Source organism: Rudanella paleaurantiibacter (assembly GCF_009184635.1).
In the GTDB taxonomy this organism is placed as follows: domain Bacteria; phylum Bacteroidota; class Bacteroidia; order Cytophagales; family Spirosomataceae; genus Rudanella; species Rudanella paleaurantiibacter.
In genome coordinates, this window is sequence record NZ_WELI01000010.1 from 175,024 (window position 1) to 200,875 (window position 25,852).

The window sequence follows — 25,852 nt, forward strand, 5'->3', positions numbered from 1 at the left end:
GATTTGTTATACATTTTACATCGTGCATTTACTTTTGCTTGGGTACTTATTGTTGTTGAGCTCTCAATCACTCACTGCCGCCCCGGAGCGACGACCCGCCCCCATTCACTCATTTCCAGATTAAGCCGGGCTGTTTGCAGCAGCAGGGTTGCCAGTCGGCGGCCTTCGTCGGTCAGAAAACCCGGTAACACAAAGTTCTCGAGTATATCCAGCACCTGGGCCGGGCCGATTTCGAACCACTCGCCAATGATGCGGTTGCCGTGGGGCGTGTACCGCCAAAGTTTGTCAGCATCTTTATGAATGGCATCATTGAGTGAGCGGGCGTGTTTGGTGGTATCGTGCCCGTCGATCAGGTTCAGAATCTGCTCGACGGCCTCATCGGCGTAGCCTAACTGAGTCAGCACCGGCATGGCAATGTCGAGGCTTTCCAGTTCGTGCTGCCGTGTCAGTTCGGGGTACTTATTGTTCGGGCCAAACGCGTGCAGAATCTTGTCGGGCGGAATCTTCGACCAGCCCGTATCGTGCAACAGAATGGCGGGTAGTACGAGTCCGGCGTCGGCATCGGGGTAGGTTTCGCAGAGCGTTTTGGCGTACAAAAACGAAAAAAGCGTGTGTTCGTCGTTGTTGCGCACGTTCAGATGCGGCCGCGCCCGGAGCCAAACAGCCTCCAGATTCCCGGCGGGCGTATCGAAAAAGAGAGCGGTTTGCGTTGAGGTCATGGCTTAGTAGTTGAGGTAGATGGTTTTCAGCTCGGTATAAGCCTCCACCCCGTACCGGCCTTTCTCCCGCCCGATTCCGCTCTGCTTGTAGCCCCCAAAGGGAACATCGTGGTACGAACGATGGATGTTGTTAATCCAGACCGACCCAGCCTCCAGCGACTCCGCTACGCGCAGGCCGGTGCTCAGGTTTTCTGAAAACACATACCCAGCCAGGCCGTATTCTGAATCGTTGGCCCGTTGGACGGCTTCTTCCACGGTACTAAACGGCATCACACCCACCACCGGCCCGAAGGTCTCTTCGGTCATGATTTTCATCGAATGATCGGTATTGGCCAGAACCGTTGGCGGGAAAAACCAGCCATTGTCGTAGTCGGGTCCCGTTAGCCGTTGACCTCCGGTTTTCAGGACAGCCCCTTTGCTCAGGGCATCGGCTACCTGTACCTCGCTGTTCTGGTATATTTTGGCGTTCACCATCGGCCCCATGTCGGCCCCCGACTGGGGATGGCCCACGCGGAGGTTAGCGGTGAGCGCCACCATCTGCTCCAGAAACCCGTCGTAGATGCTCTCGTGCACGTACAGCCGGTTCACGCGGTAGCAAAACTGCCCACTGTTGGCAAACGCGTGCCGCACAATGGCTGGTACGGCCACGGCGAGGTTGGCATCAGCGCAGACAATAGCCGGCGACTGCCCGCCCAGTTCAAGCGTGACCCGCTTGTTGTGCATGGCCGCCAATGCGCCAATGCGCTTGCCGGTGCCGGTACCGCCCGTAAAGGCTATTTTGGCCGTAGCCGGGTGATCAATCAGGGCGTTACCGATTTCGTGGCCATAGCCGGTAATCACGTTGAACACACCCGCCGGATAACCGGCCTGCATAAACAGTTCGGCAAGCCGGAGCGTCGACAGGGGCGTATCTTCAGACGGCTTCGACACCACCGCGCAACCCGCAATCAGGGCCGCGCCCAGCTTCATGGTGAGCAGTGTAATGGGGTAGTTGAACGGGGTGATAGCCACCACTACGCCAACCGGTTCGCGGACAATCAGGGCCTTTTCGCCGTCGAGGTTATGCAGCGGAATTTCGCCTTTGAGCCGAAGCCCCTCCTCGGCGTAAAAGTCGAGGAGGTCAGCGCTGCGGCTTATCTCGGTTTGGCAACCGACCATGGGTCGTCCCAGCTCCTGAGCGAGGATTTGGGCCAGTTCGTCGGCCTGTTCGCGCATCAGGCGGGCGGCTGCGTGCTGCAACCGGGCCCGCACGGCTACGGGTGTTTTGCGCCAGTCGCGGTAAGCCTCCTGCGCCACCTGCATTACCTGCGCCACATCGGTCAGGTCGCTACAGGCAAACGTATCCACGACCGCGCCCGTACAGGGGTTGAGCACCTCGGCATATCGCCCCGAATTCGGCTTCGACCAGCTACCCTTGATAAAGTTTTCCATACTCAGATTACGTCACAGCACAACGTTGCGCGGGTATCGGCGAGGTCGGCCTCGGCCATCGCTACCGATTCGGGCAGGTGCAAATAAGGAATCACTTCGGTCACGAGCCGACGGCAGTACCCACTCGGAACCAGTTTAAACCAGGTACTGGCAATGCTGACCCCCGTGACGGTAAATCGCCAGAGTTTATCGGCATCGCGCACAATTTTGTCTTCGAGCGAGTGGGCCTCCCGGCGGGTATCGTGCCCGTCGATAATGGTGCCTACGCGCTGGATAAAGTCGGCCGAATACCCCAGCTCGGTCAGCAACGGGGCCGACAACCGAACGCCCTCCGACTCGTGGAGGTAGCGCACATCGCTGTAGAGGTAATTTTCGGTCTGAAAGCCTTTCTTGAAAATATCGTCCTCGTCGATAGAGTACCAGCCAATGTCGTGCAGGATGATGGCCGCAGCCACAATGTCTCTATCGGCCTCCGGGTACGAGTGGGCAAGGCGCATGGCGTACCCATATGAGATTGGGATATGCACATCGTTTTGGCGCACCCGCATATACGTTTCGGCCGCTTTCAGGATGGTTGAGTGGGCGTCGTCCATGTAAATAGGTAAAGAGCGGTATTGGAAATTAGATGATTGAGCCGTGCGATAGAAGCTACCTCACCCCGGTCTACCCCAACTTGTAGAGGCTTTTAGGTCTCACTATGGCCCAAAAGTGGCCTCAGAATGTCAAGGTGGGCGGTTTCGTCTCCCCTCTCCTGGTTAAGGAGAGGGGTTGGGGGTGAGGTAGCAACACCATAAACCCAAAACAAAAATTAAGCTGCCTGTAAAATCGTTACTTCGCCCTGCGCCCCGTTAACACGGATAAGGTCGCCGGTTTTAATGGTGGTGCTGGCCGAACCCGTGCCGGTAACGGCGGGCAGGCCGTACTCGCGGCATACAATAGCCGCGTGCGACATCATGCCGCCAATGTCGGTGACAGTTGCCCGGATTTTGCCGAACACCGGTGCCCAGCTGGGGGCGGTGATACGGGTCACCAGAATTTCGCCTTCCTGAAGCAGACCCAGCTCATCGGCGTTGTTGATGACACGGGCCACACCTTCCACCGTGCCCGGCGAAGCCGCCATGCCTTTGAGTTTGTTGGTTACCTCGGCTGTGGTCAGCCAGCCCTGCACGCTTTCGGTGGTAATACCCCAGAGCATAATGGTAAAGGGCTCGGTTACTACGGTCGGCGGCTCGTTGAAGGCTGGCTTGGGTGGTGCCGTCGACAGCGCGTCGACGATGGCTTTCCGGCGGGCTACTTCGCCGGGCAGGTAGCTTGGCCCGATGGCCGGTACACCCATGGCCCAACCCCGACCGTAGTCGAACAGGAGGTTCTGGATTTCTTCGCGCCGGAAGTAGAACATATCGTTCGGGTCGGCAAAGAAGCCCGCGCCCGTGAGTACGTTGGCCAGGTCGCGCATTTTCCGCCAGAACACGCTCATTGCCCAGTGCTCAATGTAGAAATTGTGGTTCTCTACATAGGGGAACACCACGCGGGCCAGCCCCAGCTTGCCATCAAAAGCAGCCTGAGCTTCCTCGTCAAAGAGTGAGTCGCGGTATTCTTCGGTAATGCGTTCGCGCTCAGCGGCAATGGCCTCTGTTGGGCGGTCGATGCTATCACCAGCCAGCACCTTGCGGGCGTAGTCCTGCACGTAGCCAAACGGAATTTCGAGGTGCTCAATCCAGTATTTATCGGTCGAGTAGAAGCCGTTGCCCACCGTGAAGTTGAACCAGGGGTACTTGGCTCCTTCCCAGGCGGCAATCCACTGCTGCCCGGCTTCGGTTTCGGCGAGGGCCGCCAGCGCTGCCGTCAGATCGTGGTTGATGAGGGTATCGGCTACACCCAGTTCCACGGCCCGCTTGGCCAGCTTACGCAGTTCATCGTCGGGCCGGAACAGCTCCGAGTCGATACCCTGTACCATTTTGGCAATCGACAGATCGGGGATACCGGGGAAAGCCTCTTTGCAGAACCCGAAGAAATCGAGATAAGCTGCGTAGCCAAGGTTCAGAAACTCAAAATGATACATCCATGTCTTGTAACACAGGTCAATCATTTTGGTGTAGTTATGAATGAGGTGGTAGGTAGGGTCGAGGCCCACACCGCCCGTTACCCAGTCCATCGGAATCACTTCCGGCAGCGGTTCAAACGTAACGGCTTCCATCTCGTCGATGGTCGCTTTTACTTTTTTGTGCCAGTTGTCGAGCAGGTCGTTCCAGTTCTGGAAGTAGAACCCGGCCCGCTCCAGAAACTGCGGTACGCGCTCGGCAATCAGCTCAGGAGCCACAGCTACGGGGCTCATGTAGCAGTAGCCGTTGTGAATTTTGAAGTCGATGCCGTTGGCGGGCGGAATAAGCCACTGCCGGGTGTTGTACTGGCTCAGGCACTTTACGGCAAACTCAACCGTAATGGCGTCGAACGGTTTAAACACATTGGGCCAGTGCTGCGAGTCGCAGAAGAAAAACTTGGCATTTTCCGACTCCTTGAGGTTGTCCTGAAACACCATATAGTACGGGTACAGGTCTTTCCAATTCTCGGCACCCGCTGGCGCGTGGTGGTCATACGGGCTAATGAATTTGTTGTCCATGCTGGATTGTGGTTAAAGGAAATTCGATTACGGGTGAGCAGTAGCCGGACTTCTGGTCCACCGAGTTTGCCCTAGAGGCTGTGCAAACGGGTGAACCTGAAGCCGGTTGATCGTATGTTACGGGGGTAAAAGGAGGTTACTGACGGGCCGCGAGTGGGTTCATCAGGGTATTCAGAATGCCCTCCATGCCGGTTTTGGTCGTGGCCTGGGTGGTCGCTTTTTTCTGTGTCCAGACCGTTTCGGGGCGGCTTTGCAGGAGCGTAAAGTTCTCGCCGTCGGGGAGGTCGGCATCCAGCGCCCACTCAATGTCCTGCGGGCAGCGGTAGTGCTTTTCAATCGTTTTGGCGATTCGGCACACGGCTTTCACCTCATCGTCGGTGAGGCAGGGCTGAGCAGCCCGGTCGGGCTCAATATCGCGGGTGAGTACCCGGCGATTAACCCGGTCGGGCACGTGTTCGATGGCCTTGTGCTGAATGTCTGCTTTGATAATTTCCAGCATCACCTTGTCGACCAGGAAGTTATCAGGGGTTACCTCGCCCGATACCACGGCCTCACCCAGTCCCCAGGAGGCATCAATCACAATTTTAGACCGGTCGCCGTTAGTGGGGTTGAGGGTCATGGCTACCCCGGCTGTGCGGGCGTTGACCATCTTTTGCACCACTACGCTCATCAGCACATCGTTTTCGGGGATATTCTGATTCCGGCGGTAGTTGATGGCGCGGGCCGTGTAGAGGCTGGCCCAGCACCGGCGTACGTGTTCAATCACTTCATCTTCACCAACTACCCAGAGGTAGGTGTCCTGCTGACCGGCAAAGCTCGCGTCGGGCAGGTCTTCGGCCGTGGCGCTCGACCGCACCGCTACGGGCAGGGTGCCCGGCAGGCCGGTCAGGTCGCACAGTTGCCGGTACGAACCCCGAATCACCGATTCAACCTCGGCCGGCAGGGGTTTGTCCAGAAGCAGGGCCCGGATTTCGGCCGACTTTTGGTCGAGCTGAGCCACATCGGCACAGTCAATCCCGTCGACCTGAGCCATAATCGTGTCGAACAGGTCCGATGCGTGCAGAAACGCCGAATAAGCGTGCGTGGTCACGCAAAAACCAACCGGTACGGGCAGGTTAGCCGCGCTCATGCTGGCCAAACTGGCACCCTTACCACCCAGCAGAGGGTAGTCTTCGGGTTGGGCTTCTTTGAAAAACAGGGTATACTTCATCAGGTAGGAATGCTTACAAGGGTTAATGAGCGAATTGGCGTTCAGCTTTATTCCCACTCCACCTCAACGGCTACGGGGGCACGGAAGGAGGTGTTGGGGGCAAATTTGAACACCTGATCGGGCTTGATGCGGAGATTCGGGATCAGGCGGGTGAGTTCTTCCAGGACAATTTTGGATTCGAGCTTGGCCAGGGGAGAGCCGAGGCAGAAGTGTATCCCGTACCCAAACGACAGGTGCTCTTTGGCGTTGGTGCGTTCAATATCAAAGGTTTCGCCTTGTTCAAACTGAGCTTCGTCGCGGTTGGCTGAGCCCATCACAAGCAGCAGGTTTGAGCCCGCCGGGATGTGTACCCCGCCGATGGTGCTGTCTTCGAGGGCCCGCCGACGCCATGATACAATGGAGGGTGAATACCGCAGCACCTCTTCAATCGCGTTCGGAATGAGGGCCGGATTGGCGCAGATAGCCTCCCAGCTTTCGCGCTTGAGCAGCAACTCCCGGATGGCGTTGCCAATAAGCGAGGTGGTAGTTTCGTGGCCTGCAAACAACTGGCTGTAGCACATGGCGGCAATCTCGCGGTCGCTTATTTCGTGCCCTTCGGCCTGAAGCCGAACCAGGTCGCCGGGGAGGTCGTCGGTGGGGTTTTCGTGACGTAGCTTCACCAGATTCTGGCAGTAGTTCCAGTACTTAATCATGTTCTCGGCATGAACCAGCTGCTCGTCTTCGGTCAGGTCGCCCCAGGTCATGAGCAGGCGGCTTTCGGCCCAGCTTTTCACCTGCTGCACATCTTCATTGGGTACGCCCAGGAGCATGAAAATAACAAAGGCAGGCAGGTCGTAGGCCAACTGACGGACCATTTCGGCGTGGCCATCGGCCTGAAACTGACCAATCATGTTAATTGCCAGCTCCCGAATGCGCGGCTCCAGTTTCTTGAACCGGCTTACGTTGAACGCCATGCTCACAATGCGCCGGATGCGGGTATGGTCGGGTGGGATACGCCCCGACAGCCCCGACAGCCCAATCATGCCGTGTGCTTCCATGAGGGCCTTGGCTTTGGGGGCAATGGGCTTAAACGGCGACTGTGCGTTTTCGGAGGTGTACGTTTTCCAGTTGCTGAAAACCGCCTTGATGTCTTCGTAGCGGGTCACGACATAGTAGCCGAGTTCTTCGCTGAAGAAAACAGGCTCCTCTTCACGGGCCTGCTTGTAAAACGGAAAGGGGTTGGTCAAGTCGAAAGGCTTGAACTCCTCGCGGGTCTGGTGATAGGGGCAACCACTCATGGGCGTTACACGTTGGTTTTGTAAAAACGTAACCAAATATAACTGGCCTTTCTTTGGTTAATCTTTGGTTTTTATAGAAGTTTTTTAATTATTTCTTGAAAGATTTAGGTACAATAACCGGATTTCGTCGGAAGGAGCCCCCAGGTTGAATTTTTTACGCGATTCAGCGTAAATCCGGTATTGCCGATGTAAAGCATCTATTCGGCCCGATTCGGCCAGGGCCAGCATTTTTTCGCGGTGGCCTTCTTCCAGGTTCGGGTTTTCGTCGAGGGTTTTATCGGCGTAGGCAATGGCCTGGGCCAGGTTGCCCATTTGCCGGTGAATCCGGGCCAGGCTGTAGAGCAGTTTGTGGTACATATCGCGGTACCAGGTGCGTTTGCTCCAGCACCAGTCGTTTTCGTTGTTGTCGATGTACTTGAGCGGAATATCGTTGAACAGGTCGCCACTATACAATCGTTCGGCCGATTCGTAGCATATCTTACCCGCTTCCAGATTACCGTCGGTCAGATGCTGATTCCCCTTGAAGCACAGCTCCTGAAACATAGGCAGGTCAATCCAGCTATCGTAGGGCAGGCGGAGGTAATAAATTGAACTCTGTTGCACCACAAACGACGACTGCCGGGTGTCGGTGGCACTGCCGTTGAGTACGGCCCGGAGGTAGCGTACGGCATGGTAGAGTCGGTTCATGGCCTGCTGTTCGCTTTCGGCTTCTGGCCAGAGCAGGTCGGCCATTTCGTCGGCGGTGGCTCCTTTTTCGCCCCGCAGCAGCAAAAACGCGAAAATGGTTTTGAGCTTCCGGGTAGAGCCAGCCTTGGTGTTCCAGTCGACCAGTTCGCCGTTTTCGCGGTGAATCCGGAGTTCGCCAAAGCACCGGATTTTCCAGCGTCCTTCGGCGGTTTGGGCCACCATTTTCTGAAACGGTTTCTCAACCGGGTACGCTTTTTTTTCGGCAACGGGGTCTTTGGCTGGTGATGGCGTGGGGGCGGCCCGGTGTGGGTCGATGTTGGCCAGCCAGTAATCGAACCGCTGCTTGGCGTTGTTTTTCCGAATGATGGCGGGCGGCAGGTAGTAGGGGTTTGGGCAAACCCCCGCCTGCGCATACACGACCGGGTGCGAAAACAGACCGAGTAACAACTGGTCTTCGAGCAGAATCGACTCGTTGTACAGGCAAACGAGCGTTAGGGCAGGGCGCTCAGCAAGCAGTTGTTGCAGGGCTTCCTGAAGTTCGCGGAGGTAGATGTCGCCCGAAGGGGTCCGCACGGCCCAGGTCATTTCCAGAAAAACGGTCACGGGGCCGGGGGGCAGCTCATCGAGCCGCCGGGCGAGGGACTCCACCACGGGCCGGGCCCGCACCACCAACTCGCGCAGGTAAACCTCTGCCGAAGACACCACCTCCACCGAATCGCTCACGGGCAAGGCCGCCCGAACCTGTGGCAGGGTGTGTTCGTCGGTGATGTACACGGTTTGCCCGGCCGACAAGAGAGCCGTAACCCCCTGCCAGAGGCTTTCTTCCGATGCGGTAAACAGGCCGATAAAACGCGACATGACGGGAGCGGGGTCGTTAGAACGGTAAAGATAAAACGAGCAGTTTAATCAGCTCGTTACCCGCCAAACACCAGGCGCATCAGCAGATACAAGACGGAAGGACACGCCAGACAACCGAGCCCCGTATAAAACGTGGCTGTTAAGGCGCCGTAAGGCACCAGTTTTGGGTCGGTGGCGGCTAATCCGGCCGAGACGCCACTGGTGGTGCCCATCAGCCCACCGAAAATCATGGCCGTGTGCGGATTATTCAGGCCAATGCTGCGGGCCATCAGCGGGGTACCAATGGTCACTACCACGGCTTTCACCACGCCTGCGGCAATACTCAGGGCCATCACGTCGGAGCTGGCCCCAATGGCCGCGCCCGTTACCGGCCCCACAATGTACGTACAGGCACCGGCCCCGATGGTAGTCAGACTGACGGCGTCGGTGTACCCCCAGAGCAACCCTACCGCTACGCCACCCACAAACGAAAGCACAATGCCCAGAAACAGCGACAGTGCACCTACCCAACCGGTTTGGCGCATCACCGTAAAGCTGGCACCCATGGCGGTGGAGACAATGGCAAAATCGCGAAACATAGCCCCGCCCATCAGCCCGAAACCCGAAAAGATTTTCAGATCAGCTACCCCTTTTTCGCCCCCGGAATACAGCCCTCCCCAGTAGGCGAGGGTAAGCCCGGCCAAAATAGCAATGGCAGAGCCGGGGATTTTACGGTTGGTGAGCCGGCGCGAAAGAATCTCGGAGAGGTACATGAGCAGACCGACGAGCAGAAACGCGACAATCAGCCCATTTTTTTCAAGAAACCGGCCTATAAGCTCCATGTTGTTCGGTGGTTTTGGGAGTAGTGAGTTTGGCCAGCAGCGGAATTACGGCCCCGCACAGGAGTACCGGAACAACGCCCGCCAGTACAGCAATCAGACCGCTCGAAACGGCCACTTTCACGTTTTGTGTGGCCGACATAGCCACCACAATCGGGATGTACATCTGGCTCCAGAACTGGATACCGCCTTCGGTCAGGCGGTCGGTATACCCTTTTTGGGTGAACCAGTCGTTAAACAGAATCAGCAGCAGCATGGCAAAGCCAACCCCGCCCACGTTGGCGTCAACGCCAATGAGCTGACCCAGAAGTTCGCCCGCCAGTTGACCCATCACATAGCAAAATGCCAGAATGGCAACGCCGTAAATAATCATCGGTTTGGGATGAGTTTATTCAGTGCTGGACATGATACTTTAGACTTCGCTACAACCGCTCAACAGGTCTAAAGTCCAGTGTCTAAAGTCCAATGTCCAGTACTGAGATGAGTTTATGGTTTTGTGTTTTTAAGCCGTTTGAAACAAAGGTTTAAGGTCGTTTTTAGTCACCTTGCCCATTGCATTGCGGGGTAGCTCGTCCACGATTCGGTACTGCCGGGGAATTTTGTAGGCTGGCATCTGCTCCCGTAACCAGGTGTTAATGTCGGCTGCGGAAACCGAAGAATCTTTTAGTACCAACGCGGCACAAACCAGTTCGCCCCACTCGTCGTTGGGCACCCCAACCACGCTGCAATCGCTCAGGGCGGGGTGGGTGCGCAAAACTTCCTCGATTTCAAGAGCCGATATTTTATAGCCCCCCGATTTGATGATGTCAATAGAGTCGCGGCCGAGCATACGGTAGTAGCCATCTTCGACCACGGCAATGTCGCCCGTACGGAACCAGCCGTCGGGGGTAAACGCGTTTTGGGTGGCTTCGGGGCGGTTCCAGTATTCCAGAAACACATTGGCCCCTTTGATCTGAATTTCGCCCGGTTGCCCGTTGCCAACTTCGGCGTTGGCTTCATCCACCAGCCGAACCCCCACACCGGGCAAAGGTTTTCCGATGCAGCCAACCCGGCGCTCGCCCACGTAGGGGTTGCTGATTCCCATGCCGATTTCGGTCATGCCGTACCGTTCGAGCAGCGTATGCCCGCTGATGCCCTGCCATTTTTCGAGCACCGACACCGGCAGCGCAGCCGAGCCCGACACCATTAGCCGGAACCGGGCTAATACGGCCGAAATAGCCTCCTGACGTGGGGCGGGTTGGCTCTCCCAGTACGAAATCAGTTTGAAATAGATGGTCGGAACGGCCATAAATACATTGACACGCCCCTCGGCGAAGGTGTCGAAAACGGCTTCGGCCGAGAATTGGGGCATAAACTGCACCGTAGCCCCCGCCCAAAGTGCGCACGACACCACATTGACAATACCGTGCACATGATGCAGGGGCAACACGCACAATGTGTAATCGGCCGACGACCACTGCCAGGCGTCGATGAGGGTCGAAATCTGAGTTTCAAGATTGGCGTGCGTAGTCACTACCCCTTTGGGCAGGTTGGTGGTGCCGCTCGTGTACAGAATCATGGCCCGGCGTTCGGGTGTCAGGTTAGGCAGCGTGGCGGGCTGAAGGCTTGGCTCATCGTCGCCGAGGGTAATCAACCGAAACCCTTTTTCGGCCGCCAGAGGAGCCAGTATTTGGGCATGTGCCGTATCGGCAACCACAATTTGGGCGTCGGTGTCCTCAATCACATAGCGCAACGACGGCAGCGGGTACGACAGGGCCAGGGGCACCGCAACACCACCCGCCCGCCAGATTCCCCATTGTACCCGTACGTAGTCGAAGCCGGGCGTTACCATAAACGCAACACGGGCTTCGGCGAGGTCGGTAGTGCCGTTGAGGAGTTGCGTAGCCATCAGGGCCGAGGCATCGAGCAATTGACCATAGGTGTAGGCATGACCGTCGGCCACAATCGCCGTAGCGGCCGGGTTACGGTACGCATTGGTAAAAATTCCTTGCATGAAATGGTCTTTTATGTGTCAGGTTGTCGTTGTATATTTGATTAAAAAGAGAACAGCATGGTTATTCGGATTCCTAAAGATGCGCCAGCCTCAGCCGTTGATGAGGCTTTGAAACGAATAGCGAGCCAGCCCAAAAAAGCCCGCAAAGGTTTCGACCCGAAAAAGTATGCAGGGAAGATTAAATTCCCCGTCGATGGCTTGACGTATCAAAAACAGATGCGCGATGAGTGGCAGTGATTCCATCTTGATGGACACGAACTCCCTGATTTATTTCTTTAATGGAAGCGAAAAAGTAGTCGAAGCCATTGAGGATAAAGTCTTGTATATTTCTGCTATCACTGAAATTGAGTTGCTCAGTTTTCCTCGTCTTGATGAAGAAAGTGAACAGCAAATTCGGTATTTCATTGATGATGAAAATTGTCGACTCATTGAACTGATTCCTGCCATTAAAGCGCAGACAATTCAGCTTCGTAAAAGGCATCGCATCAAGCTCCCAGATGCTGTCATTGCTGCTACAGCACTATTTTTAGGTATTCCGCTGCTCACATTCGATACAGACTTCGCCAAAATAAGTGGGTTAGACCTCATCTTACTGGAGTATTAGTGCCCTTGACCTAACTCACTTTTTTCGAGGAAATATACAGGGTCATGATGCCCGCGAAAATGGTCGGAACGGCGTAGATCAGGAAGTTAGTGACCATCGAGAGCCCCATTCCGATCAGAATACCGCCCACTGCCGGGCCAATGATTCCCCCCAGCCGGCCCATGCCGATAGCCCAGCCCACGCCCGTTGTCCGAAACTCGGTTGGGTACATCCGGGCCGCTACGGCGTAAAGCCCCACGAAGCCGCCCTGAATCCCGAATCCAAGCAGGCCAAACACCAGCAACAGCGTATCCGAACCCATAAAAAACCGGAAGGCGATCATCACCACTCCCGTCATAATCAGGTATAAACCGATGGTGCGTTTGAGGCCAAATCGGCTAGAAAAGTACCCCTGAATGGTAATCCCGAAAAACGCGCCTACGTTAAACACCGTGCCCGCATAAATGGCCAGTTCCATCGAAAGGCCGGCATTGGTGGCGAGTTTGGGAATCCAGCTGGTCAGAAAATACAGGGTGGCAAACGCCAGAAACAGGGCCGCCCAAAGCTGAAGTGTTGGAATCTTGTAGTCGTTGGCCAGCAGTGAGTTGACCGGAATAACAGCCTGACGAGCCGGTTTGGCCGGTAGTTGGCTGTACGTCGATTGCCCCATTTTGGTCAGGATCGAATTGGCTTTTTCCAGGGCCCCCGCCGGTTGCGATTTAAGATAAAACTCGAGCGATTCGGTCAGGAAAAGCCCAATCAGGGGCAGGGTTACAAACGTGGCCACGCCCGCAATCTCGAAAATGCTCTGCCAGCCCAGGTCGGGAATAACACGGGCCGCTACCAGCCCCGACAGCACCGCCCCCACCGGGTAGCCCGCAATGACGAAGCTCACCCAGAAATCGCGGGTTTTGTGGGGGGTGTACTCCGACGCCAGCGCGGCCGTACTCGCCAGCATACAACCAATACCTAACCCGCTGATAAACCGGTAGATAATCAGGTGACCAATGCCCGTCGACAGCGCCGTGAGGTAAATACTGATTCCCATAATCAGGGCACTGAGCATAATCATGGCTTTGCGGCCGATTTTGTCGGCGTAGGGGGCCATGAACAAGGCCCCGGCCGTCATCCCGAACAGGCCCGAGCTGAACACCGCTCCGAGGGCTTCGGGCCGTACGTTCCAGCTTTTGGCAATGGCCGGGGCCGCGTACGAAATCACCATGACATCCATGCCGTCGAGCATGTTCATCAGAAAACAAATCCAGACAGTAGCGTACTGGAGCCGCGAAATCGGGCGCTGATCAATCAGCAGGGTAGGACTTACTTCCATAAATACGAGCCGGTAAGGGAATAAAGGCGTTTAGATAGCTAAAGGCGTTAGGCGGTTCCCCATACCTTTCGGGCCGTATCGACCACCAGCTCAAGTTTGCGCCACTGATCGTCGGATGTCAGGTCGTTGCCGTGGTGGGTCGATGAAAAACCGCACTGCGGGCTGATGCACAGGTTATCGAGTGGCATGTAGGCAGCCGCTTCGTCGATTCGGCGGCACAGGTCGTCCATGTCTTCCAGCGCCCGTACTTTCGACGAAACAATACCGAGTACGACAGATTTGTGGTTGGGCACAAACCGCAACGGGGCAAAATCGCCGGAGCGTTCGTCGTCATACTCCAGAAAATACGCGTCGACGTTAATCGTGTTGAACAGCACCTCGGCCACGGGCTCATATCCACCCTCGGCAAACCAGGTACTACGGTAGTTGCCCCGGCAGAGGTGAATGCCCACGGTAAGGTCGTCGGGTCGGTTATCAATCACCGAGTTGATCAGAGCCGCGTAGGTTCGGGGAAGCTCGTTGGGGTCTTCGCCCCGCTCCACGGCGGCCGCCCGCATTTTGGGGTCGCAGAGGTAAGCCAGGTTCGTGTCGTCGAGTTGTAGGTACCGCAAACCGGCCGCGTACAGGTGGTCAATTTCCTGCCGGTAGGCGGCCGCCAAATCGGCAAAAAACTCGTCCATGTCGGGGTACGACTGAATATCGATGGATTTGCGGCCACCCCGGAAGTGAATCATCGTGGGCGACGGAATCGACACTTTGGGCGTTTGCGTCGTGACCGACTTGAGGTAGTTAAAATCGGCCACCTGAATGTCTTTCACGTGCCGGAGTTTACCCGTCACGCTCAGTACGGGTGGTTTAAACCCATCTTCGGCCACTTTGGCCTGCGGATTAGCCTCGATACCCCCCGTGACACTCACGCCCGACAGTTCTTTCAAAAAGTCGAGGTGAAAATAGTCCCGTCGGAATTCTCCGTCGGTAATTGACCGCATCCCGGTGGCTTCGAGCCGCTGAACGGTCTCGGCAATGGCTTCGTCTTCAATGGCCCGCAACTCGTCGGCCGGAATTTCGCCTTGTTTCCATTTCTGACGGTTTTCTTTGACGGCCGGGGTACGCAACAGGCTGCCGACATGGTCGGCGCGGAAGGGGGGAGTTTTCATAGGAATATGAATCAGCTAAGAATCAGGTTGTAAAGCGGCAAGGTGGTTACAGATGGAGGTTTCACCCGTGGCTCATTTGGCCAAAAATAATAAAAGCCCTTTACGTCTAAATGACGCAAAGGGCTTTATTCACTTTTTTAGGTAAAATATAATTTCGGGCAGAGCCGAAGGGGGGCTGAGTTTTAACCACCCCCTGCCCCCTCCTGAAATCAGGAGGGGGTGGCTTAACAGTCTGACACAGACATCGCCATTGTGCCTTCTGTTTGTCAGGGTCTATGTTGTCGTGCCTAAATCAAAGACACATAGTAGCACAATCTGGTAAACAAACAGGCGTCCGCCAAAACCATAAACGCTAACCCACTACTGCCGAATCGATACGTCGAAATTCACGTCGAGGTCGGAGGTGCCGGGGGTAGCGGTGCCGTTTTTAGTGCCGGGCTGGTGGCGTAATACCACATTGAGTTTCCCTGAGCTGGCGGCACCGGTGGTTACGTCGGCCGTCAGACCAACCGGAAACGGCCCGGGAGCCGGGTTTGTATCCCGGTCGTTGGGCGTTACAGTCATATTCAGGCCCGCCGATGGACGGTACACCAGCAGGTGCTCGTTGGCTTCGTCTTTGATGTAGGCGGTGATATCAGCGGCTGGCGTTTTGCTCTTGTCGGCTAGTTCAATTCGCATTGAGTAGGCTGCATTCGGTTTCAGAATCAGGCTGGCGGCTAAGGTGCCCGGCTGGCTACCATCGGCTGCGAGTCCATCCAGTACGGCTGTTACTGTTTCCCCGGCATTGGCTTTGTTGGTGAGCCGCAGGGTCACGGTGGTGATGCGCTCGTTGTCTTCGTCGGGGGCTACATTTTCTTCGTCACGGTTGCAGGCACCTGTCAGCAGAGCTACGGCAAGGAGGGGGAGAAATAAGCGCTTTGTAAACATGAAGGTAGATTGTTTTTAGGTGAAACAGTTTGCAATTGAACATAGTACTCCGAACCCCGCCAACGTGGGCGAGTGGGAGCAAATCGGTTAAGAGTTTTAGATTGCTACTTTGAGTTTTAGGCTGAGGTTACGCCCTGGTTCGTCGGCGAAGTACCGGAACCGATTGAGGTAATCGCGGTAGACTGTATTGGCCAGATTTGCGCCGGTCAGAATCACTTGTACCGGTTGGTTACCTAGTCGCAGGGTCAGGCCGGCTTCGGCGCCGAGCAGCACATAACCCGGTGGCGGAGGGGCAAAGTCGCCCCGGAAAATAAGTGTCCCCTCGCGCATCTCGCTCGACACCGTTGGTACCCGGTGTTGCCGGGCAACGGCGAGCAGGCTTGCCTGTACGTACAGACCCGATACCCGCCCCTGGTCGGTAAACTCGTACCGGATACTGTTTTCGGACCGTTGCGGAGGAACCAGCACCAGGTAGTCGCGGGCGGTTTGGTTGTAGGCCCACAGCAACGAGGTTTTCGAGGTAAACGTGAGTGGCTGGCTTAGTTTATAGCTGATGGTGGCATCGATGCCGCGAAACAAGGCCCGCACCTGATCGTAGCTGTAGGCCGGGAAGGCCCCCCGTTGCCGAATGGTCGGTACCGAATCGGGCTTGAGATAGATGTAGTTGTTTATGAGGTTATTGAAGATGCCAATATCAAATGACAACCGCTCTCCGGTGTAGGCGAGGGCCAGGTTTCCGTTGTAAGCCTGCTCGGCTTTGAGGTTGGGGTTGCCCCGTTCGTAAGCCACTGAGCTTTGGTGCAGGCCATTCGCGTACAGATCGCTGGCGTTAGGAGCCCGCCAGGCCGTGCTCAGGTTGGTGGTCAGGGTCAGGTTGGGGCGCAGCTCATACGAGACCCCGAATGAGCCGTTGGCGTTATCCCAGCGGTGCGAGCGGCTAAAGACCTGATCGTCTGTTTCGTTGAGGAAAAAGGCCCGCAGGGTGCGTACATCGTAGCGGAGGCCCCCTTCAAAAATCCAGCGGTTATAGGCGTATCGTTCGATGATGAACCCACCCAGGCCGTTGGCCCTGAAATTCGGAATCAGAAACAGATACCGCCGAACGTTGCCCTGTGTGAGCGCATTGACGCCCACACTCCCCGACCACACCCCACCCGATGGGGTACGCTTTACGGGATGTTCCCAAATGAGGTCGGCGGTTTGGGTATTCAGTTTCAGGTACAACTCGGGCGTGGTTACCCGGCTGAACGACAAGCGGTCGTACTCCTCCCGTGTGTTCTGCTGACTGGCTACGGTCAGGGTCAGTTCGCCAAACGATTCGGAGCGGTAATAGGCCCGGCCTTTGAGCAACTGATGCTGAACGTCCTGAAACGGGCGGTCGATGGTGTACGTGAAGCCCGGTTGTACGAGCGGTTCCGGGCGGGCAATGGCCGCGTACAGGTCGCTCAGGCTGCCGACCTGCGCCCCCCTGAACATCCCAATCTGGTTGTTAAACTGGCTGTAGTACACTTCGGCCCCCCAGTGCTTACGGTCGTAGTGGAGGTCGGCCGAGAAGTTGCGTTCCTGAAAACCGGTGTTTTCGAGAAAATAACCCGGTGCGCGGGCATTGCCGGCCCGTTTCAGAGTCCCTTGCGCCCGCCAGCTAAGTCCGGTCAGTTTGCGGTCGAATGCGCCCTCCAAAAAGCCCGATACCGCGCCCATACGTCCATTGGTAGCCCCTACCAGGTTGGCCTCGCCGTGAATGCCCGGTGCAGAGGGCATCGCTTTCGGTTCAACCAGAATAACGCCACCAATGGCATCGGAACCGTACCGGATGCTCGCTGCCCCTTTAATCACCGTCAGCCGCGAGGCCACAAATTGGTCTACCTGCGGAGCGTGTTCGCTGCCCCATTGCTGGTCTTCCTGCCGAATCCCATTGTTCAACACCAGAATCCGGTTGCTATACAGACCGTGAATAACGGGCTTAGAAATGGCGGGCCCGCTCTGAATGGAATATAACCCGGCAATGGCTTTCAGGCTCTCTCCGAGGGTAAGACCCCGGCTTTGGTCGAGGGCTATACCGGCCAGTTCGCTTTGTGTCTGTAGAATCTGTTTGGCTTCTGACCGGTGCTCCGTCACGTCGACGCCGGGCAGGTTGCGGGCGTCGTTGCTCAGGGTTATCTGCCGAACTGAATCCACCGGCACCCGTACTGATTCAGTAACTGAAGTAAAGCCCAGAAACCGGTATTCGACGGTGTATTGGCCGGGGCACAGATTGTCGAGCCGAAACCGACCTTCGGTATCGGTAAGGGTGCCGCGTTGCAGCTCGCGGATATAAATAGTGGCGCCGGGCAGACCCGCACTTGCTGGCGCGCTCGTCAGAATCTGACCGGATAAACTACCCGTGCAGGCTGGGGTCAGTTGGGCCTGAACCCCGAGTGGCAACAGGAACCACGCCAGACTCAACAGGCTGATGAGTGGACGCAGATAGGCGTTGGCCCGGTTACTGATTAGATACTGGTTCATCATTCGTACCCACAAAACTACAGCAGCCGCAACATTGTTGCAAAAACTTTCTGCAACAATGTTGTAAAAAGGAGGGAGAGGTCCTCTAACCATCGACAAAAGAGCCGTATAACAAACAGTTTTGGGTAAAAAGTGGTACTTTTGCGGCCTTTTTGCCCAGAAACGGGCCTAACACGTGAAGCAAATGAAACCCCTTTCCTGCGGCATCGACTTTGGTACGTCGAACTCCACCATTGCCATTGATCTGAACGGCGAGATTCGGCTGGTGCCGATTGAGCAGGACCACGTTACCATGCCGAGTGCCATCTTTTTTCAACAGGCAAACAACAAGGCGTTGTACGGTCGGGTGGCCGTTCGGCGGTTTTTCGACCGGGAGCCGGGGCGGTTTATGCGGAGTTTGAAACGGGTGTTGGGTACCTCACTCATGAAACAGGGGACGCTCGTAAACGGGGCGGCCATGAATTTCGGGGGCATCATCACGGCCTTTCTGAAGCATCTGAAAGACGGAGCAGAGGCTCAGGCCGGGGCCACGATTGACAATGTGGTAATGGGCCGACCGGTCCATTTTGTCGATAATGACCCGCAGGCCGACGAGCAGGCGCAGGCCGAACTTCGGACCATTGCCGGGCGGCTGGGGTTCAAGCACATCGAGTTTCAGTTTGAGCCCATTGCGGCCGCGTTTGCCCACGAGGCTAGTATTTCGGGCGAAAAGCTGGCTATTGTTGCCGATTTGGGCGGTGGTACGTCCGATTTTACCGTCATCCGCTTGTCGAGCCGGTACGTGAACAAGCCTGACCGGGCGTCGGATATTCTGGCTAATACCGGAGTTCGTATCGGGGGAAATGATTTTGATAAAGCCCTAAGTCTGGCGGCCATCATGCCCGAAATAGGCTACCGAACCACCTACGGCTCCAAGAATCTGGAAGTGCCGCTTAAGCCTTTTCACGACCTGGCGGAGTGGAGTAAGGTCAACTTCCTCTACACGCCCAAGCTAATCATGCAGACCCGGCAACTCCTGCACGAGTCGCACGATAAAACGCGGTACGGTCGGCTGCTCGATGTGCTTGTCCGCGAAACGGGGCATATGCTGCTGGCCGGGGCCGAAGAGGCCAAAATTGCCCTTTCGGACGTAGACCTCTACGATACACAGTTCGATTTTATTCAGGAAGGGTTTGGGATTCCGGTTGCACGGACTCTGTTTGAAGAAGCTATTGCCGACGATGTACGGGCCATTGAGACCTCGGCGCGGGCGTGTCTGCAAGCCGCTGGCGTAGGCCCCGAAGCCATTGAGCTGGTTATTCTGACGGGTGGCTCTACCGAAGTCAGGTCGGTACAGGCGTTGTTTCGGCAGTTGTTTCCCAAAGCCGAACTTGCCGATCAGAACAAACTGTCGAGTGTGGGGTTGGGACTGGGTTATGATAGCCGCGCCCGGTTTTGAGCCTGAATGTGAATGCGGGGTATCGTATCCGTAATTCTCAGCACTGGATAAAATGCACAAGGGTAGCTCTGGTCTTTGCGACCGAGTGCAGGACAAGTTCTTTGTGATAAGCTCGATGAAAGCTTTTTTCGACAGGATTACAGGATGTACAGGATTCTTTTTATTGAAGAAAATCCTGTACATCCTGTAATCCTCCGGGCCGCCGGGCGGTCAAAAAATAAACTTGTCCTATTTGGTTACTACTGTCACCAGCACGTAATAGTCGGCGTCGGCGGTGAGGGTAGTGGCTTTGGTTGTCAGTTTCTGCCAGCGCGTAGTGGGGCTGAGCAACTGTTGCGGCCCCGACTCGCCCAGACACACCTCCAACGGCATGTTGAATCCCTCCACACAATTGGCCCAGCGATATTCAAAACCACTTTTCGTCCGGCGGTATTGGAGGGTAGGTAAGCGGGTGTCGCGCAGGTACTGGTCGAATACCTTGCTCAGGTCGCGCCCGGCCTGCTTACTCATGTACGCTTCAATCTGACGACCCGCTACGGTCTGATGGTAGAACGTCTTGTTCATACCCCGCAGAATTTGCCGCCATTTTTCGTCGTTGCCCACAAGCTGCCGAATCGTGTGCAGCATATTTCCCCCTTTGTAGTACATATCGCCCGAACCCGACTGGTTTACGTTGTACACGCCCACAATGGGTTTGTCGTTGCGAATCAGGTTGCGGCATCCAATCACGTAGGCGGCACCGGCATCTTTGCCGTAGAGGTACTCGATGTACAGGTTTTCGGAGTAGTTCGTGAAGCTTTCGTGCACCCACATATCGGCCACATCTTTGTACGTGATGTTGTTGGCGTACCACTCGTGGCCCGACTCGTGAATGATGATAAAGTCCCAGAGTAACCCCCAGCCGGTGCCTGAGAGGTCGCGGCCGCGATACCCGTTCTGAAAACCGTTGCCATACGTGACCGAGCTTTGGTGCTCCATACCCAGATACGGCGTCTCGACCAGTTTGTAGCCGTCTTCGTAAAACGGGTAGGGGCCAAACCAGTGCTCAAAGGCCCGCAGCATGGGTTTGGCTTGCGCAAATTGTTTGCGGGCCATGTCTTCGTGATGGCGCAGGGCGTAAAACGAGAGGTCGAGCACCCCTTTTTCGCCCCGAAGGGTGTCGGCCCACTGCACATAGTCGCCAATGTTCAGATTCACCCCGTAATTGTTGATGGGGTTCACCACGTGCCAGTCGAAGGTGCGGGTGCCGTCGGCATTGGGGGTTACCTGCCGGAGCCGCCCGTTCGAAATATCGGTGAGACCTTCGGGGGCGGTCACGCTGATGCGCATCGAGTCGGGCTCATCGTACATATGGTCTTTGCAGGGCCACCAGGCACTTGCGCCCAGACCCTGACACGCCGTTGCGATAAACCGTTTGCCGGTTTCATCGCGGGCCCAAACCATGCCACCATCCCAGGGGGGGCGCTTGGCTACTTTGGGCTTTCCGGCGTAAAAGACCGTAATGGATTCGGTGCGGCCGGTTTGCTGCGGTTTCTGGAGCGTCACGAAATACGCGTCGCCATCCTGCCGAAACGTCAGCGTGCGGCCGTCCTGCTCAACTTTTTCGATGCGTAAGGGCCGTTGCAGGTCAATCTGCATCGTTTGGGCGGGTTTCAGAACCCGGTAGCGAATGGTGGTGCTTCCGCTGAGGGTACTGTCGGTAGGTTGCACCCGAACCTGCAGGTGGTAATAGGCGAGGTCCCACCAGGCCCGTTCGGGCGTGATAGAGCCCCGGAGCGTATCGGCGCGGGTAAACTCATACCGTTGTGCCAGGCCGGTGGTGGCCAGCAACAGCAGGCTTCCGAGCCAAAGCGTTTTTAGTCTGTTCTGCATTCAGTAGATGGGTTTATATATGGGGTAGCTAAACCCCGCTTATCGTGGTCCTGGAGGGCAGTGTTCGGTCAGGAATTTGGTGTACAGCGTGCGCAGGTGTTCGGTGGTGCCTTCGCCCTCCGAAATACCGTGGGTTCGGTTGGGGTAGGCCATAAACTGAAACTGCTTGTTGTGCTTCACCAACTCGTTGACCAACACCTCGGCATTGTCGTAGTGCACGTTATCGTCGCCTGTGCCGTGAATATAGAGCAGGTTGCCGCGCAGGTTTTTGGCGTAGGTAATGGGCGACCCGGCCACAAAATCCTCGCGGTTTTCCTGCGGCAGACCCATGTAGCGTTCCTGGTAAATATTGTCGTAAAACAACTGGTTGGCAACGGCCGCAATGGCTATACCAGTCTTGTATATTTCGGGATATTGAAACAACAGGTGCAAGGTGGTAGAGCCGCCCCCGCTCCAGCCCCAAACGGCCACGCGGCTGGTATCGAGCCAGTTATGTTGCTCAAACAGCTTCCGCGCGCCCATAGCCTGATCGCGGATGTTGAGCCGCCCGATTTGCCGGTAGATGCTTTTGCGCCAGGCTGCCCCTTTGAGGTTGGGCGTGCCCCGGTTGTCGAGGGCCACATAACAATACCCAGCCTTGGCCATATCGCCGGCAAACAGGTTGTTGCTGCCCGCCGAGAACACGTCGTTGGTAGTCACGCTCGCGGGTTCGCCGTACACATGAAACACCACGGGGTATTTCTTCGTGCTGTCGAAATTGGCAGGGCGTACCATCCAGCCGTCGAGTGTCACGCCATCGGCCGTCGTGACCGTAAAGAAACGCACATCCCGACCGGGCCGGGTGCCCACGCTGCCACCCAGTGGCCGGACTACTTTATGATCGGGCAGTTGTACCCACTCGCGCACGGGTGTCTGTTGGTGACTGTTGAACGAGTGCAGGGCGTAGCGGCCGTTGGGCGAGACATTGTAATCGTGCGTGCCAACCTGCCCGGCGGGTGTCAGCCGTTCGAGTTTGCCTTTACCATCGAGCCGCACCCGAAACAGATACCGCTGAATGGGGTTTTCGGGCGAGGCCGTGAAATACACATAACCACCCGCTTCGTCGATGCGGTTAATTTTGGCCATATCGTACTGCCCCGGTGTGAGCAGCGTCTCGGTTTTGCCGTTGGTGGTGATGCGGTAGAGGTGCCGCCAGCCGTCTTTCTCCGAAACCCATAAAAACGACTTACCGCCGTCGAGCCATTCCCAGCCGCTTGGGTCGCCCCCGTTCCAGCGGGCTTTGGCGTCGATCCAGGCCGCATCGGTTTCGCGGTGAATAGGCGTTACCGAACCAGTAGGTTGGCCCAGAAACAGGATACTGCTGTTTTGCTTGCGGTTGAGCTGCTGAATAATCAGTGTGTTGCCCGTAGGTACCCATTCCATGCGGGTGAGGTAGTGCTGTTGCGGGTCGCCGGGAATTTGGAGCCAGGTCGTGGCCCCGCCCGACGCGCTCACCACGCCGATTCGGGTGGGCGAGGGGGCTTCACCTACTTTGGGGTACTCGACCGGAATCACCCGCGAGTACACCGAGTCGGTGGTGTTAATCATCAGATAGTCGCGGATGTTAGTCGCGTCCACCTGCCAGTACGCAATCTGCTTGCTGTCGGGGCTCCACCGAAACCCGTCGCGGCATCCAAATTCCTCTTCGTACACCCAGTCGAAGGTGCCGTTGATGCGTTTGCGAGTGCCGTCGGTAGTGAGGGCGGTGGCTTTGCCGGGGTTGGCGGCATCTTCCACGTAGATATTGTTACGGCTCACGTAGGCTACCCGGCTGCCGTCGGGCGATAGTTTGGCGTACAGCAGCGATTGCCCCGGCTGACCGGCTCCCACGCGCCGAACCGTACCCGAGGCCCGGTCGAGCAGGTAGTAGTCACCGCGGGAGTTGTACCGCCAAACCCGGGCGGTGTTGGTAAACAGGAGCACCTTGCTGGAGTCGCGGCTGAACTCAAAATCAGCAACGGGCAAAGGGGCCGGGGTGTCGCCCGTCCGAACGTCGGGGCGTTTAAGCTGGGCAGTAGGTACCAGCACGGTCGATTGGCCGGTGACCACATCGGTGCGAACAATACCGCCGTTATCCACGGCCAGCAGGGTGCGTCCGTCGGCCGACCATCGTCCACCACCGGTTCCCCGGCCCTGTCCGAGCGATAAAAACGGTGTACTCACCAGACCTAACAGCAGAGCGGTAGTTACCCGTGGATGCAAAAAAGAAGCAACGCGCATCAGGAGAAATAAAGAGTGAAAGAGTGAATGAGTGCGGGCCGCGCCCCGGTGCACCGGTTCGGCAAAGAGTGTAGGTCCGCTCCCTTGTTTTGCTACACAAAAAAAGCCCATTTGGAACATTTGCCAAATGACATTTACACGGATGGCAACGAGTGGCTGAGGGGCTACTCATCAATTTGTGGGTGGTCGTGGAGGGTACGCAGGTACCGGCTTGGGGTCATGCCGGTAATCTGCCGAAACTGCCGGTTAAAATGCGACAGGTTCGGATACCCACAGGCGAGGGCAATCTGACTCACGGGTTGTGGGGTTTCCTGAAGCAACCGGCACGCGTGCTCAACCCGCACCTCATTGAGAAGCTGCGAGTATGTTTTGCGGGTATGCAGCCGGAAAAATCGGCAGAAAGCCCCCGGAGTCAGGTTCGCTTCGGCCGCCACATCGTCGAGCGTGATGGGTTGGGCGTAGTGCCGCATGATATAGGCAAACACCCGGTCGAGCCGCTGATGGTCGTCGGGTCGTCGGGGCTTCTCGTAGGCTACGGCCGAGAGCATTTCACGGCCGGGGTGGGTGGTCAACTGGTCAAGCACGTCGAGGAGTTGGGTCAGTTGCTCAAATGGCCGGAGCGTATGCAGTTGCTCCAGTTTTTCGGTGAGGGGGCTGGCTTGCCCCACCCGTAGCCGAATACCGTGGCGCGACTCGGTGAAGAGCGTGGTCAGGTGGTCGAGTTCGGGCAGGCCAAACAGGGGACCCTGCGCTGGGTCGAAACGCAGGTACACCGAATAGGATAGCGACTGTAAGGGTGAACCGGGCTCAAAATAAGCCGGATCGTTCCGAAAAACGTGGGGGAGGTTGGTACCCAGCAACAAGATGTCGAACGGCCGAAACTGATCGATTCGGTCGCCAACCACCTGCGTTCCGGTGCCTTCCCGAATGAGGGTAAGCTGGTATTCAGGGTGAAAGTGCAGTCGGTCGTAAAAGTACGGCCCCCGGTCGACTTGTACCCGAAACGAGCGGGTATCAACCGAAGGAACCCGGAAAAGTAAAGGCTTCATGGTACTAAAAATAAGGAGATGGGGCGATAGTCGGGTAATACTGGTGAAAATTGTATTAGAACCGGCCAAAGAAGGTGCAAGGGTACGGACCGAAACCGGCCGAAATTTGAGGCTATACTTTCGACTGCTTAACGGCGAACTCAAAACACGTACCATATAACCCCGAACTGACTATGCCAATGCCTGTACAATGGGAAGGTGTGTACCCCGCCCTTCTGACCCCTTTCACCGCCGACGATCGGCTGGACCTGGCCCTTTTTGAAAAGAACCTGCACGCTCAGATCGACGCGGGTGTACATGGCCTGATTATCGGTGGTTCGCTCGGTGAAGCCAGCACGCTTACCCGCCCCGAAAAACTCGACTTGCTGGAGTGTGGCCTTGATGTGAGCGCCGGCCGGGTGCCCGTGATCATGAATGTGGTGGAGCAGGCAACCCGCGAAGCCGTAGCCTGTGCCCGCGAGGCCGAGGCCGCCGGTGCTCATGGACTCATGCTGTTGCCCCCCATGCGCTACTTTGCCGATTCGCGCGAGACGGTCACCTTTTTCCGTACCGTAGCCGAGTCGACATCGCTGCCGGTGATGATTTACAACAATCCGGTCGATTACAAGATCATGACCACCATTGCCATGTTTGAGCAACTGGCCGAGCTACCCAACATTCAGGCTGTGAAAGAGTCGACCCGCGACGTGACGAACATCGTCAGGATGCGCAATGCCTTTGGCGACCGGTTCAAGATTCTGAACGGGGTGGATACCCTCGCTCTGGAAGCCCTTGCGGTAGGTGCCGACGGCTGGGTGGCTGGCCTGGTGGATGCGTTCCCCGCCGAAACCGTGGCCCTGTATGATATGATGAAAGCCGGTCAGCTCGAAGCGGCCCGCGCGCTCTACGGCTGGTTTATGCCCCTGCTCGAACTGGATATTCTGCCCAAACTGGTGCAGTACATCAAGCTGGCCGCTACAGCTACTGAGATCGGTTCGGAGTACGTGCGGGCTCCCCGCCTGGTGCTCGAAGGCGAAGAGCGCGAGCGGGTCTGGAATATCATCCAAAAGCAGCTGGCCGTACGTCCAAGCCTCGCTGTTGCTCAATAAGGGAGACTAAGTGAATGGATAGTGCATAATG

21 protein-coding genes are annotated in these 25,852 nt (G+C 56.6%); 4 read left to right on the top strand and 17 right to left on the bottom strand.

From position 1 onward, the window contains the following. Window positions 1–71: 71 nt before the first annotated feature. The 10 genes from F5984_RS21450 to F5984_RS21495 all read right to left on the bottom strand — a co-directional run bounded on the left by F5984_RS21450 (window position 72) and on the right by F5984_RS21495 (window position 11,613). A complete protein-coding gene (locus tag F5984_RS21450) occupies window positions 72–719 on the bottom strand; it encodes an HD domain-containing protein (RefSeq protein WP_152126264.1) in 648 nt (215 codons plus the stop codon). A gap of 3 nt (window positions 720–722) precedes the next feature. Then, window positions 723–2,150 carry an aldehyde dehydrogenase family protein gene (locus F5984_RS21455; protein ID WP_152126265.1) on the bottom strand — a complete coding sequence of 476 codons (1,428 nt, stop codon included), beginning with the start codon at window positions 2,148–2,150 and terminating at the stop codon, window positions 723–725. A gap of 2 nt (window positions 2,151–2,152) precedes the next feature. Beyond that, entirely contained in the window at window positions 2,153–2,743 is a 591-nt protein-coding gene (locus F5984_RS21460; RefSeq protein WP_152126266.1) for an HD domain-containing protein, read from the bottom strand. 215 nt (window positions 2,744–2,958) lie between these two features. Beyond that, a complete protein-coding gene (locus F5984_RS21465) occupies window positions 2,959–4,770 on the bottom strand; it encodes a PEP-utilizing enzyme (protein ID WP_152126267.1) in 1,812 nt (603 codons plus the stop codon). 136 nt (window positions 4,771–4,906) lie between these two features. Then, complete coding sequence (locus F5984_RS21470) at window positions 4,907–5,980, bottom strand: PEP/pyruvate-binding domain-containing protein (protein ID WP_152126268.1); 1,074 nt, start codon at window positions 5,978–5,980, stop codon at window positions 4,907–4,909. A gap of 47 nt (window positions 5,981–6,027) precedes the next feature. Beyond that, the gene (locus F5984_RS21475; protein WP_152126269.1) at window positions 6,028–7,257 is read right to left on the bottom strand and encodes a cytochrome P450; all 1,230 of its coding nucleotides are present in this window, start codon (window positions 7,255–7,257) and stop codon (window positions 6,028–6,030) included. An 84-nt stretch (window positions 7,258–7,341) separates the two neighbouring features. Beyond that, the gene (locus F5984_RS21480; RefSeq protein ID WP_152126270.1) at window positions 7,342–8,802 is read right to left on the bottom strand and encodes a BTAD domain-containing putative transcriptional regulator; all 1,461 of its coding nucleotides are present in this window, start codon (window positions 8,800–8,802) and stop codon (window positions 7,342–7,344) included. A 56-nt stretch (window positions 8,803–8,858) separates the two neighbouring features. Then, window positions 8,859–9,623: a malonate transporter subunit MadM gene (gene madM / locus F5984_RS21485; RefSeq protein ID WP_152126271.1), complete on the bottom strand. Its 765-nt coding sequence runs from the start codon at window positions 9,621–9,623 to the stop codon at window positions 8,859–8,861. Beyond that, window positions 9,598–9,993 carry a malonate transporter subunit MadL gene (gene madL / locus F5984_RS21490; protein ID WP_152126272.1) on the bottom strand — a complete coding sequence of 132 codons (396 nt, stop codon included), beginning with the start codon at window positions 9,991–9,993 and terminating at the stop codon, window positions 9,598–9,600. The genes madM and madL overlap by 26 nt, the downstream gene beginning before the upstream one ends. Window positions 9,994–10,122: 129 nt before the next feature. Continuing rightward, window positions 10,123–11,613, bottom strand: coding sequence for an acyl-CoA synthetase (locus tag F5984_RS21495; protein WP_152126273.1), 1,491 nt, complete (start codon window positions 11,611–11,613; stop codon window positions 10,123–10,125). A 57-nt stretch (window positions 11,614–11,670) separates the two neighbouring features. On the opposite strand from F5984_RS21495, the gene F5984_RS21500 reads away from it, so the two are divergent. Both F5984_RS21500 and F5984_RS21505 read left to right on the top strand, forming a co-directional pair. Then, complete coding sequence (locus F5984_RS21500) at window positions 11,671–11,850, top strand: hypothetical protein (RefSeq protein ID WP_152126274.1); 180 nt, start codon at window positions 11,671–11,673, stop codon at window positions 11,848–11,850. Between the two features lie 10 nt (window positions 11,851–11,860). Continuing rightward, window positions 11,861–12,217 carry a type II toxin-antitoxin system VapC family toxin gene (locus tag F5984_RS21505; protein WP_152126275.1) on the top strand — a complete coding sequence of 119 codons (357 nt, stop codon included), beginning with the start codon at window positions 11,861–11,863 and terminating at the stop codon, window positions 12,215–12,217. Between the two features lie 10 nt (window positions 12,218–12,227). On the opposite strand, the gene F5984_RS21510 is transcribed toward F5984_RS21505, so the two are convergent. The 4 genes from F5984_RS21510 to F5984_RS21525 all read right to left on the bottom strand — a co-directional run bounded on the left by F5984_RS21510 (window position 12,228) and on the right by F5984_RS21525 (window position 18,115). Then, entirely contained in the window at window positions 12,228–13,526 is a 1,299-nt protein-coding gene (locus F5984_RS21510; protein WP_152126276.1) for an MFS transporter, read from the bottom strand. Between the two features lie 47 nt (window positions 13,527–13,573). After that, window positions 13,574–14,683, bottom strand: coding sequence for a 5-methyltetrahydropteroyltriglutamate--homocysteine S-methyltransferase (locus F5984_RS21515; protein WP_152126277.1), 1,110 nt, complete (start codon window positions 14,681–14,683; stop codon window positions 13,574–13,576). A 360-nt stretch (window positions 14,684–15,043) separates the two neighbouring features. Next, window positions 15,044–15,610 (bottom strand): hypothetical protein, encoded by a 567-nt coding sequence (locus tag F5984_RS21520; protein ID WP_152126278.1) that lies wholly within the window; start codon window positions 15,608–15,610, stop codon window positions 15,044–15,046. A gap of 96 nt (window positions 15,611–15,706) precedes the next feature. Next, window positions 15,707–18,115 (bottom strand): TonB-dependent receptor, encoded by a 2,409-nt coding sequence (locus F5984_RS21525; protein ID WP_246169233.1) that lies wholly within the window; start codon window positions 18,113–18,115, stop codon window positions 15,707–15,709. Between the two features lie 184 nt (window positions 18,116–18,299). Between F5984_RS21525 and F5984_RS21530 the strand changes: the two genes are divergently transcribed. Continuing rightward, on the top strand, window positions 18,300–19,553 hold the full coding sequence (locus tag F5984_RS21530) for an Hsp70 family protein (protein ID WP_152126280.1): 1,254 nt from the start codon (window positions 18,300–18,302) through the stop codon (window positions 19,551–19,553). A gap of 228 nt (window positions 19,554–19,781) precedes the next feature. Here F5984_RS21530 and F5984_RS21535 read toward each other — a convergent pair whose 3' ends face one another. From F5984_RS21535 to F5984_RS21545, 3 genes are all read right to left on the bottom strand, one after another. Then, complete coding sequence (locus F5984_RS21535; RefSeq protein WP_152126281.1) at window positions 19,782–21,425, bottom strand: M1 family metallopeptidase; 1,644 nt, start codon at window positions 21,423–21,425, stop codon at window positions 19,782–19,784. Between the two features lie 39 nt (window positions 21,426–21,464). Beyond that, window positions 21,465–23,684, bottom strand: coding sequence for a S9 family peptidase (locus F5984_RS21540; protein ID WP_152126282.1), 2,220 nt, complete (start codon window positions 23,682–23,684; stop codon window positions 21,465–21,467). Window positions 23,685–23,848: 164 nt separating this feature from the next. After that, window positions 23,849–24,733, bottom strand: a complete 885-nt coding sequence (locus F5984_RS21545) for an AraC family transcriptional regulator (RefSeq protein WP_152126283.1) — start codon at window positions 24,731–24,733, stop codon at window positions 23,849–23,851. A gap of 173 nt (window positions 24,734–24,906) precedes the next feature. Between F5984_RS21545 and F5984_RS21550 the strand changes: the two genes are divergently transcribed. Then, entirely contained in the window at window positions 24,907–25,821 is a 915-nt protein-coding gene (locus F5984_RS21550; protein WP_152126284.1) for a dihydrodipicolinate synthase family protein, read from the top strand. Window positions 25,822–25,852: the final 31 nt, after the last annotated feature.

Bases quoted from the DNA above. Each gene is read 5' to 3' on its own strand.
- F5984_RS21465 (WP_152126267.1), bottom strand. From the start codon at position 4,770: ATGGACAACAAATTCATTAGCCCGTATGACCACCACGCGCCAGCGGGT.
- F5984_RS21525 (WP_246169233.1), bottom strand. From the start codon at position 18,115: ATGAACCAGTATCTAATCAGTAACCGGGCCAACGCCTATCTGCGTCCA.
- F5984_RS21505 (WP_152126275.1), top strand. From the start codon at position 11,861: ATGGACACGAACTCCCTGATTTATTTCTTTAATGGAAGCGAAAAAGTA.
- F5984_RS21495 (WP_152126273.1), bottom strand. From the start codon at position 11,613: ATGCAAGGAATTTTTACCAATGCGTACCGTAACCCGGCCGCTACGGCG.
- F5984_RS21455 (WP_152126265.1), bottom strand. From the start codon at position 2,150: ATGGAAAACTTTATCAAGGGTAGCTGGTCGAAGCCGAATTCGGGGCGA.
- F5984_RS21460 (WP_152126266.1), bottom strand. From the start codon at position 2,743: ATGGACGACGCCCACTCAACCATCCTGAAAGCGGCCGAAACGTATATG.
- F5984_RS21550 (WP_152126284.1), top strand. From the start codon at position 24,907: ATGCCAATGCCTGTACAATGGGAAGGTGTGTACCCCGCCCTTCTGACC.
- F5984_RS21530 (WP_152126280.1), top strand. From the start codon at position 18,300: ATGAAACCCCTTTCCTGCGGCATCGACTTTGGTACGTCGAACTCCACC.
- F5984_RS21480 (WP_152126270.1), bottom strand. From the start codon at position 8,802: ATGTCGCGTTTTATCGGCCTGTTTACCGCATCGGAAGAAAGCCTCTGG.
- madM (WP_152126271.1), bottom strand. From the start codon at position 9,623: ATGGAGCTTATAGGCCGGTTTCTTGAAAAAAATGGGCTGATTGTCGCG.
- madL (WP_152126272.1), bottom strand. From the start codon at position 9,993: ATGATTATTTACGGCGTTGCCATTCTGGCATTTTGCTATGTGATGGGT.
- F5984_RS21500 (WP_152126274.1), top strand. From the start codon at position 11,671: ATGGTTATTCGGATTCCTAAAGATGCGCCAGCCTCAGCCGTTGATGAG.
- F5984_RS21475 (WP_152126269.1), bottom strand. From the start codon at position 7,257: ATGAGTGGTTGCCCCTATCACCAGACCCGCGAGGAGTTCAAGCCTTTC.
- F5984_RS21510 (WP_152126276.1), bottom strand. From the start codon at position 13,526: ATGGAAGTAAGTCCTACCCTGCTGATTGATCAGCGCCCGATTTCGCGG.
- F5984_RS21540 (WP_152126282.1), bottom strand. From the start codon at position 23,684: ATGCGCGTTGCTTCTTTTTTGCATCCACGGGTAACTACCGCTCTGCTG.
- F5984_RS21450 (WP_152126264.1), bottom strand. From the start codon at position 719: ATGACCTCAACGCAAACCGCTCTCTTTTTCGATACGCCCGCCGGGAAT.
- F5984_RS21515 (WP_152126277.1), bottom strand. From the start codon at position 14,683: ATGAAAACTCCCCCCTTCCGCGCCGACCATGTCGGCAGCCTGTTGCGT.
- F5984_RS21520 (WP_152126278.1), bottom strand. From the start codon at position 15,610: ATGTTTACAAAGCGCTTATTTCTCCCCCTCCTTGCCGTAGCTCTGCTG.
- F5984_RS21470 (WP_152126268.1), bottom strand. From the start codon at position 5,980: ATGAAGTATACCCTGTTTTTCAAAGAAGCCCAACCCGAAGACTACCCT.
- F5984_RS21545 (WP_152126283.1), bottom strand. From the start codon at position 24,733: ATGAAGCCTTTACTTTTCCGGGTTCCTTCGGTTGATACCCGCTCGTTT.
- F5984_RS21535 (WP_152126281.1), bottom strand. From the start codon at position 21,425: ATGCAGAACAGACTAAAAACGCTTTGGCTCGGAAGCCTGCTGTTGCTG.